The organism is Streptomyces sp. URMC 124, from assembly GCF_051386455.1.
GTDB lineage: Bacteria > Actinomycetota > Actinomycetes > Streptomycetales > Streptomycetaceae > Streptomyces.
In genome coordinates, this window is record NZ_JBPQTS010000230.1 from 1 (window position 1) to 8,021 (window position 8,021).

Annotated in this window: 10 protein-coding genes and 4 tRNA genes; 3 read left to right on the top strand and 11 right to left on the bottom strand. The window is 72.0% G+C overall.

Features of this window, described 5'->3' with window-relative positions; translation table 11 throughout:
• Positions 1–159: 159 nt before the first annotated feature.
• The gene (locus ACSNOG_RS30690) at positions 160–384 is read left to right on the top strand and encodes a hypothetical protein (protein ID WP_436755978.1); all 225 of its coding nucleotides are present in this window, start codon (positions 160–162) and stop codon (positions 382–384) included.
• Positions 385–477: 93 nt separating this feature from the next.
• Here ACSNOG_RS30690 and ACSNOG_RS30695 read toward each other — a convergent pair whose 3' ends face one another.
• The 4 genes from ACSNOG_RS30695 to leuC all read right to left on the bottom strand — a co-directional run bounded on the left by ACSNOG_RS30695 (position 478) and on the right by leuC (position 3,771).
• The gene (locus tag ACSNOG_RS30695; RefSeq protein ID WP_436755979.1) at positions 478–1,188 is read right to left on the bottom strand and encodes an HU family DNA-binding protein; all 711 of its coding nucleotides are present in this window, start codon (positions 1,186–1,188) and stop codon (positions 478–480) included.
• 125 nt (positions 1,189–1,313) lie between these two features.
• On the bottom strand, positions 1,314–1,559 hold the full coding sequence (locus ACSNOG_RS30700) for a hypothetical protein (RefSeq protein ID WP_058046443.1): 246 nt from the start codon (positions 1,557–1,559) through the stop codon (positions 1,314–1,316).
• Positions 1,560–1,728: 169 nt separating this feature from the next.
• Positions 1,729–2,322, bottom strand: coding sequence for a 3-isopropylmalate dehydratase small subunit (gene leuD / locus ACSNOG_RS30705; protein ID WP_436755980.1), 594 nt, complete (start codon positions 2,320–2,322; stop codon positions 1,729–1,731).
• Between the two features lie 6 nt (positions 2,323–2,328).
• On the bottom strand, positions 2,329–3,771 hold the full coding sequence (leuC, locus tag ACSNOG_RS30710) for a 3-isopropylmalate dehydratase large subunit (protein WP_436755981.1): 1,443 nt from the start codon (positions 3,769–3,771) through the stop codon (positions 2,329–2,331).
• A 127-nt stretch (positions 3,772–3,898) separates the two neighbouring features.
• Here leuC and ndgR point away from each other — a divergent pair, with 127 nt between their 5' ends.
• A complete protein-coding gene (ndgR, locus tag ACSNOG_RS30715; RefSeq protein ID WP_058046440.1) occupies positions 3,899–4,627 on the top strand; it encodes an IclR family transcriptional regulator NdgR in 729 nt (242 codons plus the stop codon).
• 73 nt (positions 4,628–4,700) lie between these two features.
• Here the strand turns inward: ndgR and ACSNOG_RS30720 are convergent, their stop codons facing one another.
• Complete coding sequence (locus ACSNOG_RS30720) at positions 4,701–5,186, bottom strand: DUF4188 domain-containing protein (RefSeq protein WP_436755982.1); 486 nt, start codon at positions 5,184–5,186, stop codon at positions 4,701–4,703.
• Positions 5,187–5,278: 92 nt separating this feature from the next.
• On the opposite strand from ACSNOG_RS30720, the gene ACSNOG_RS30725 reads away from it, so the two are divergent.
• Positions 5,279–5,941 carry a MerR family transcriptional regulator gene (locus ACSNOG_RS30725; RefSeq protein ID WP_436755983.1) on the top strand — a complete coding sequence of 221 codons (663 nt, stop codon included), beginning with the start codon at positions 5,279–5,281 and terminating at the stop codon, positions 5,939–5,941.
• A gap of 124 nt (positions 5,942–6,065) precedes the next feature.
• On the opposite strand, the gene ACSNOG_RS30730 is transcribed toward ACSNOG_RS30725, so the two are convergent.
• From ACSNOG_RS30730 to ACSNOG_RS30755, 6 genes are all read right to left on the bottom strand, one after another.
• Positions 6,066–7,043, bottom strand: a complete 978-nt coding sequence (locus ACSNOG_RS30730) for an anti-sigma factor RsbA family regulatory protein (RefSeq protein WP_436755984.1) — start codon at positions 7,041–7,043, stop codon at positions 6,066–6,068.
• Positions 7,033–7,542 carry an STAS domain-containing protein gene (locus ACSNOG_RS30735; RefSeq protein WP_436755985.1) on the bottom strand — a complete coding sequence of 170 codons (510 nt, stop codon included), beginning with the start codon at positions 7,540–7,542 and terminating at the stop codon, positions 7,033–7,035. Before ACSNOG_RS30735 ends, ACSNOG_RS30730 begins: the two co-directional genes overlap by 11 nt.
• 83 nt (positions 7,543–7,625) lie before the next feature.
• Positions 7,626–7,701: transfer RNA gene (locus tag ACSNOG_RS30740), tRNA-Glu, on the bottom strand.
• Positions 7,702–7,742: 41 nt separating this feature from the next.
• Positions 7,743–7,814 (bottom strand) — tRNA-Gln (locus ACSNOG_RS30745).
• 18 nt (positions 7,815–7,832) lie between these two features.
• Positions 7,833–7,905 (bottom strand) — tRNA-Glu (locus ACSNOG_RS30750).
• Positions 7,906–7,944: 39 nt separating this feature from the next.
• Positions 7,945–8,017: transfer RNA gene (locus tag ACSNOG_RS30755), tRNA-Glu, on the bottom strand.
• Positions 8,018–8,021 lie beyond the last annotated feature (4 nt).

The following is an 8,021-nucleotide window of genomic DNA, read 5'->3' on the forward strand; positions in this document are numbered from 1 at the left end:
GCGTGCCGCTCGGTCAGAGCGTCTGAAGCGTCACCAGCGTGATGCGGCGGCCCTCCGGGGCCCCCTCGGCGCCCGTGACCGCCCCGTGCGGGCGGTGCGCAGCAGTACGGGGCGGCCGCGGCGGAACGCTCCGCCCCGCGCGCCGACTAGGCTGCTGACATGCAGGCCACCGCTTACACCTTCGACTCCCGGACGCGCTCCGGGAGCGTGCTCCTGGACGACGGCACCCCGCTGCCCTTCGACGCAGCGGCTTTCGACGCGGGGGGGCTGCGCCTGCTGCGGCCGGGCCAGCGCGTGCGCATCGAGTGCACGGAGGCGGCCACGGGCGCCGAGGGGGCCCCGGAGGGCCGCCGCATCACGCTGGTGACGCTTCAGACGCTCTGACCGAGCGGCACGCAGACCGAGCGGCACGCAGACACACCGCGGGCCGGGCTCCCCGAGGGGAGCCCGGCCCGGCGCGTGAGGCCGTTCGCTGCCTTACTTCTTGGCGGCGGTCTTCTTGGCGGTGGTCTTGCGCGCGGTGGTCTTGCGCGTCGTGGCCTTGGTGGCCGTGGCCTTCTTGGCGGGCGCGGTCTTCTTCGCGGCGGCCTTCTTGGCGGTGGCGGCCGTGGTGGCCTTCTTCGCCGGGGCGGCCTTCTTGGCGACGGTCTTCTTGGCGGTGGCGGCCGTGGTGGCCTTCTTCGCCGTCGTCTTCTTCGCCGTGGTCTTCTTCGCGGCGGCCGTGGTGGTCTTCTTCGCCGGCGTGGTCTTCTTCGCGGCGGCCTTCTTGGCGGTGGTGGCCGTGGTGGCCTTCTTCGCCGTCGTCTTCTTGGCGGTGGCCTTCTTGGCCGCGGCCTTGACGGTGGCCTTGCCGCCCGAAAGGCTGCCCTTGGGCGCCTTCTTGACGGCGACCTCGCCGCCCTTCGGCAGCTTCTTCGAGCCGCTCACCAGGTCCTTGAAGCCCTGACCCGCGCGGAAGCGCGGCACCGAGGTCTTCTTGACCCGCACGCGCTCACCCGTCTGCGGGTTGCGGGCGTAACGGGCCGGGCGGTCGACCTTCTCGAACGAACCGAAGCCGGTGACCGAGACCCGGTCACCCGCGACGACTGCACGAACGATCGCGTCGAGCACCGCGTCGACGGCGTCTGCGGCCTGCTGACGGCCGCCGAGCTTGTCGGCAATCGCTTCAACGAGCTGCGCCTTGTTCACGTCTTCCCCTTCGGAGACATTGCTGGAACGAATGCGCTCCAGCCTTTTCGCACGTTAGGCAGATATATACCGCAAATCAAACACGAAACGGTCTAATCACCCTTGTGCCGCAACGAACTCGACCATCACGGAGTTCCGTCACGGTCGGGCTCTTCGGGGAAACGGCCCTCGTCGAGGTCGTTCATCAGCCGGTCCAGACGCATTGCGGCGCCTGAGAGATCGTGCTTCGCCGCGGCCGTGATGGCCAGCAGCTTCCGGGACAGCGCCATCCGTACGCCCTCCGGGACTTGCAGTGCGCGCACCCGGGAGTGCGCTTCCTTGAGTCGGTCCGCGACGAGCCGGTATAGCTCGAGTTGGCTGTCGCGTTCCATGCACCGATTGTGCCATCTGAGGCGAGTTGTCGCTTCACAGGGCCTCAACAGAGCGATGCGCCCCCTGTCCGAAGACAGGGGGCGCATCATGCCAAACCCTTGGTGAGCAGCGAAAATCCGGGGTCCCCCCGGAGCCGCTCCGGCCGCCCGCAGGGGCGCGAAATCCGTGTCAGCTCCGGGCCGTGGAGGGCTTGAAAGCAGGCCTTCCGGCCTCGAAGGCGGCGATGTCGGGCTCGTGCCGGAGGGTCAGGCCGATGTCGTCGAGCCCCTCCAGGAGGCGCCAGCGGGCGTTCTCGTCAAGGTCGAAATCAGCCGTGATGGCGCCGGCCCGGACCTGGCGCGCCACGAGGTCGACGGTGACCTCGACGGCCGGGTCGGCCTCGGTCAGCTCCCAGAGGGCGTCGACGGTCTCCTGCGGCAGGACGACGGTGAGCAGTCCGTTCTTGAGCGAGTTGCCACGGAAGATGTCGGCGAAACGCGAAGAGACGACCGCTTTGAAGCCATAGTTCTGCAGCGCCCAGACCGCGTGCTCGCGGGAGGAGCCGGTGCCGAAGTCCGGACCGGCCACCAGGACGCTGGCCCCCCGGCGCTCGGGACGGTTCAGCACGAACTCGGGGTCCTTGCGCCAGGCCTCGAACAGCCCGTCCTCGAAGCCGTCGCGGGTGACCTTCTTGAGCCAGTGCGCGGGGATGATCTGGTCCGTGTCGACATTGCTGCGGCGCAGCGGTACGGCTCGGCCGGTGTGCGTGGTGAAAGCTTCCATGGCTGTTCAGGCCCCCAGGGGAGTACGGACGTCGGACGCGCCGGCCGGGCCGGGCAGGTCGGCCGGGGAGGCCAGCCGGCCCACCACGGCGGTGGCGGCGGCCACCTGGGGCGAGACCAGGTGCGTGCGGCCGCCCTTGCCCTGCCTGCCCTCGAAGTTGCGGTTGGAGGTCGATGCGGACCTCTCCCCCGGCGCCAGTTGGTCGGGGTTCATGCCGAGGCACATCGAACAGCCCGCGTGGCGCCACTCGGCACCGGCCGCCGTGAAGACCTTGTCCAGTCCCTCGTCGACGGCCTGCAGGGCCACCCGGACGGAGCCGGGGACGACCAGCATGCGGATGCCGTCGGCGATCCGGCGGCCTTCCAGGACGGCCGCCGCGGAGCGCAGGTCCTCGATCCGGCCGTTGGTGCACGAGCCCACGAACACGGTGTCCACGCGGATGTCGCGCAGCGGCTGACCCGCCGTCAACCCCATGTACTCCAGGGCCTTTTCGGCAGCGAGACGGTCGGAGGGGTCGGCGTAGGAGGCCGGGTCGGGAACGGCCGCCGACAGGGGCGCTCCCTGCCCCGGGTTGGTGCCCCAGGTGACGAACGGGGAGAGCGCGGAGGCGTCGATGACGACCTCGTGGTCGAAGACGGCGTCGTCGTCGGTGCGCAGGGTGCGCCAGTACGCGACGGCGTCGTCCCAGTCGGCCCCGCGGGGGGCGTGGGGCCGGCCTTCGAGGTAGGCGAACGTGGTGTCGTCGGGTGCGATCATGCCGGCCCGGGCGCCCGCCTCGATGGACATGTTGCACACGGTCATGCGGGCCTCCATCGAGAGCTTCTCGATGGCCGTGCCGCGGTATTCGATGACGTATCCCTGGCCGCCGCCGGTGCCGATGCGGGCGATGACGGCGAGGATCAGGTCCTTGGCGGTGACGCCCTCGGGCAGCTCGCCGTCGACGGTCACCGCCATGGTGCGGAACGGGGCCAGCGGCAGCGTCTGGGTGGCGAGGACGTGCTCGACCTGGCTGGTGCCGATACCGAACGCGAGCGCGCCGAACGCGCCGTGGGTGGAGGTGTGGCTGTCGCCGCAGACCACGGTGGTGCCGGGCTGGGTCAGTCCCAGCTGCGGTCCCACCACGTGGACGACGCCCTGCTCCACGTCGCCCAGCGGGTGCAGCCGGACGCCGAAGTCGGCGCAGTTCTTGCGCAGCGTCTCCAGCTGGGTGCGCGAGACCGGGTCGGCGATGGGCTTGTCGATGTCGAGGGTCGGGGTGTTGTGGTCCTCGGTGGCGATGGTGAGGTCCAGGCGCCGCACGGGGCGGCCGGCCTTGCGGAGCCCGTCGAAGGCCTGCGGGCTGGTGACCTCGTGCAGCAGGTGCAGGTCGATGTAGAGGAGGTCGGGCTCGCCCTCGGCGCGCCTGACGACATGGTCGTCCCAGACCTTCTCCGCGAGTGTGCGTCCCATCGCTGTCCCTCCGGCCGGCGTCGTCGCCGGTCACATTCGTGTGCCTGTGGGTGCTCTCCATCCAGGTTGGCGCGTCTCCGGGAAATTTGAACTTGCGTTTCACAGTGTGAGACGCAAGTATCGTTGCATGGACAACACCGGTAGCGCCTCGAGCGGCGTGGGAGTACTCGACAAGGCGGCTCTGGTGCTGAGCGCGCTGGAGTCCGGGCCGGCGACCCTGGCCGGGCTCGTCACCGCCACGGGCCTGGCCCGCCCGACGGCGCACCGGCTCGCGGTGGCCCTGGAGCACCACCGCATGGTGGCGAGGGACATGCAGGGCCGGTTCATCCTCGGCCCGCGGCTGAGCGAGCTGGCGGCCGCGGCCGGCGAGGACAGACTGCTGGCCACGGCGGGCCCCGTGCTCACCCACCTGCGGGACGTCACGGGCGAGAGCGCGCAGCTCTACCGCCGCCAGGGCGACATGCGCATCTGCGTGGCCGCGGCGGAGCGCCTGTCCGGTCTGCGGGACACGGTGCCGGTGGGCTCGACGCTGCCCATGAAGGCCGGCTCGGCCGCCCAGGTGCTGATGGCCTGGGAGGAGCCGGAGCGACTGCACCGCGGCCTGCAGGGGGCCCGCTTCACGGCGACGGCGCTCTCGGGCGTGCGGCGCCGGGGCTGGGCGCAGTCGATCGGCGAGCGGGAGCCGGGTGTCGCCTCCGTCTCCGCGCCCGTGCGCGGCCCCTCCAACCGCGTGGTCGCCGCCGTCTCGGTCTCCGGACCGATCGAGCGCCTGACGCGCCACCCGGGCCGCATGCACGCCCAGGCCGTGCTCGACGCCGCGGTGCGCCTCACGGAGGCGCTGCGCCGCAACGGCTGAGCAGGCACGGCACGACAGGACGACGAAGCGGCGCATGGGGCCCGGGCCCCATGCCCCGCTTCATGCGGTTTCCCTACGCGCTCGCGAAGCGCTGCGCCGCGCGCTCCCCGCGGCGCGCCACCGGCACCGTGCCGTAGGCCGCGCCCAGCCCGTACTGCGGCATGCCCGCGTAGATCGATTCGTACGAACCGGCGGGCACCACGTACGTCTCGTGCCAGATGCCGACGCTTCCCTCGCTGCCCCGCGCACGGCGGTTGAACGCCGCCCACGCGGGGCGGTGCTCCTTGCTCTGGTCGGCCGCATAGGCGAGCAGCTTCTCGCGCGATTCCCAGTACTGGACGATGGTCCGGTCCCCCAGGCTGCTCGCCAGCCCCCGGTAGCCCAGCAGACCGCTGTCCGGGTCCTGCGAGAGCTCCTTGAGCATGCGCGGCATCGCCGTGAGGACGGGCAGCCAGTGGCGCACCGCCCGCCACTTGTTGATCCGCATGCCGAGCATGAAGACGACCACGTCCCCTTCGGCCGCCGCGGTGACCCGTCCCGGTTCCAGTCGTGCACGCATGAGTGCTCCCCCCGTTCGCCGTGAACAACGATTGGATAGCGCCGCTATCCATGCTTGGATAGTGCCACTCCCCAAGGAAAGGCGCAAGCGGCATGCGACTGGCGGAACTGAGCGAACGCAGCGGGGTGTCCACCGCGACGATCAAGTACTACTTGCGCGAGGGGCTGCTCCAGCCCGGCCGCAGGGTCTCCGCCACCCAGGCCGAGTACGGCGACGAGCACGTGCGCCGGCTGCGCCTGGTGCGCGCCCTGATTCAGCTGGGAAAGGTGCCCGTGGCCACCGCGCGCGAGGTGATCGCCGCCGCCGAGGACGACTCCCTGGACCACCACTGGAGACTCGGCGCGGCCACGTGGGCGCTGGCGCACGGCCAGAAGAACCCCCCGGACGAAGAGGACGACCAAGCGACCGAAGCGGCCTTCCGCACCGTGAACGCGTTGCTGCAGCACCTCGGCTGGCGGTACGACCAGGAGCTCGGGGAGCTGTCCCCCGCCTACCGCAAGCTGGTGACGGCGGTCGCCGCGCTGAGGCGCCTCGGGTATCCGTGCGGCGTGGCCCAGCTGCTGCCGTACGGGCAGCTCGCGGCCCGGCTGGCGGTTTCGGACCTGGACCTGATCGAGGAGGAGCCCACGCCGGCCGCGCAGGTCGAGGCGGCCGTCGCGCTGACCGTCCTGTACGAGCCCGTGCTGCTGAGCCTGCGCCGCCTGGCGCACGCCGAGGAGTCCGCCCGGCGCTTCACCGGCGGCGAGCAGGCCTGAGGCACGGGGCCCCGGCTTGGGGCGCCTCAGTCATCTCGGGCGCCTCGCCCACACCCCGCGCGCCTCGCTCACCCCGGGTGCCTCGCCCACGCCCCGCGCGCCTCGCTCACCCCGCCCGCCTCGCTCACAGCCTTTCCGCATCCCCCTGGCCCGCCACGCGCAGCGTCAGGACGGTCTCCGGGCCCCGTGTGCTCACTTCCAGGAAGTCCGCGAGGCTGCGGGCGAGCCACAGGCCGTCCTCGGGCCCCTGCGCGTCGCCGGACGGCGCGGGCGGGCGGTATCCCGCGAACGGCGGCACGGCGGCGCCGTCGGGCCCCGTGCGCCGCAGCTCGTACACCACGGCCCCGGGCTCCTCCCAGGCCCGCAGCGTGACGCGGGCGCCCTCCGGGGCGAGGAGGTAGGCGGCGGCCTCGTGCACGGCCAGTTCGGCGAGGGCGAGCCGGTCGCCGGTCAGGCCGGCGCCCGCGGCCCGTTCGCGGCCGAGGCGGCGCAGCTCCGGGGCGTCGGCCGTGGGCCCCGTGCTGCGCGCGGAGGAGGGCGGGCGCGGGGCGGGGCCCCGCACGGCGGCGGCGTAGACCGCGGGGTCGGTGTAGCCGGCGCAGGGCGTCTGCTGCCGGCCGTCCATGCGCACGGGGTGGGTGGCCACGGCGGCCTCGGCCACGTCCTCGGGGACGACGCGGGTGTCGTACGGGCAGATCATCCACACCGGCAGGTCCGCGAGGAGCACGTTGAGCCCGGACTCCATGCGCTTCCACTCGGCGGTCTGGCGGGCGGACCGGCCGCCCCACACCGGCTCGGCGATGATGCGCGTGCGCCGCCCGGGGCGGGCGCGGCGCCCGTGGTAGCGCAGGAAGGCGGACACCCGCTCGACGGGGCGGCGGCCGAAGTAGGCGGTCTCGGCGGTGTCGAGGTGGTGGGCGCTCTCCCCCAGGGCTTCGCGGAGCAGCTCGATGTTGGCGGGCGTGGTGGCGGCGAGAACGGGCTCGCCCGCGGCGAATCCGTCCTCGGCGAAGGGCACCGCCATCGCCAGGAACTCCGCGTCGGAGCCGTACAGGCCGGCGTGGTGGACGAATCCGGCCGGGCCGGGGCGCTCAGCAGCCATGCGCGGCCCCCAGCCGCAGGCCGGGCGTGGTGTCCCACCCGATGAGGGTGATGACCTGCAGCAGGTGGGGCGGCATCCCGGCCAGCTCCACGGTGCAGTGGCGGGCGGCGCGGGCCCGGGCGAAGGTCATGAGCAGCCGCAGCCCCGCGAGGTCCAGGAACTCCACCCGGGACATTTCCAGGCACAGGTCCCCGCGGACGGAGGCGACGGACTGCAGGGCGTCCCTGAGGTGGCGGTGCGAGCCGGCGTCGACCACCCCTGCGATCCGCAGGCCCGGCGGGCTGACGGTGGCGACGACGGTCAGTTCGGCCGTGCGGACGAGAGGATCCACTTCGACGCTCCTGGAATGGGCCGCTGCGAGGGCGTCCAGCGCGGCGGGCTCGCGGCGGCGGACGTCGTGCTGACGCAACTCCGGCGCCCCGCCGGAGGCCGAACTCCGCGGCGGGCAGGGCTTCGTGACGCGGCGGGGCCGGCAGCGGCCGCCGCGAGGATGGGCCATGAGGGGATTATCGGGCCGGGCCGGGGCGCGGGGAAGGCCGCATGAAAAAATGCCCCCCGCCTATGCGGGAGGCATTCTCTCTGTGGTACCCCCGACCGGATTCGAACCGGCGCTACCGCCTTGAGAGGGCGGCGTGCTAGGCCGCTACACAACGGGGGCTTGCTTTTGTTTTGCTCTGCAGACTCAAAAAGCAATCTGCGCTGGGCTACCAGGACTCGAACCTAGACTAAATGAACCAGAATCACTCGTGCTGCCAATTACACCATAGCCCATGGTGGTTTTATAACCAGTACCCCCGACCGGATTCGAACCGGCGCTACCGCCTTGAGAGGGCGGCGTGCTAGGCCGCTACACAACGGGGGCCCTAGCGATCTCCTCCAGGTCCCCCTGAGTGGAAATCTGTACCCCCGACCGGATTCGAACCGGCGCTACCGCCTTGAGAGGGCGGCGTGCTAGGCCGCTACACAACGGGGGCTTGC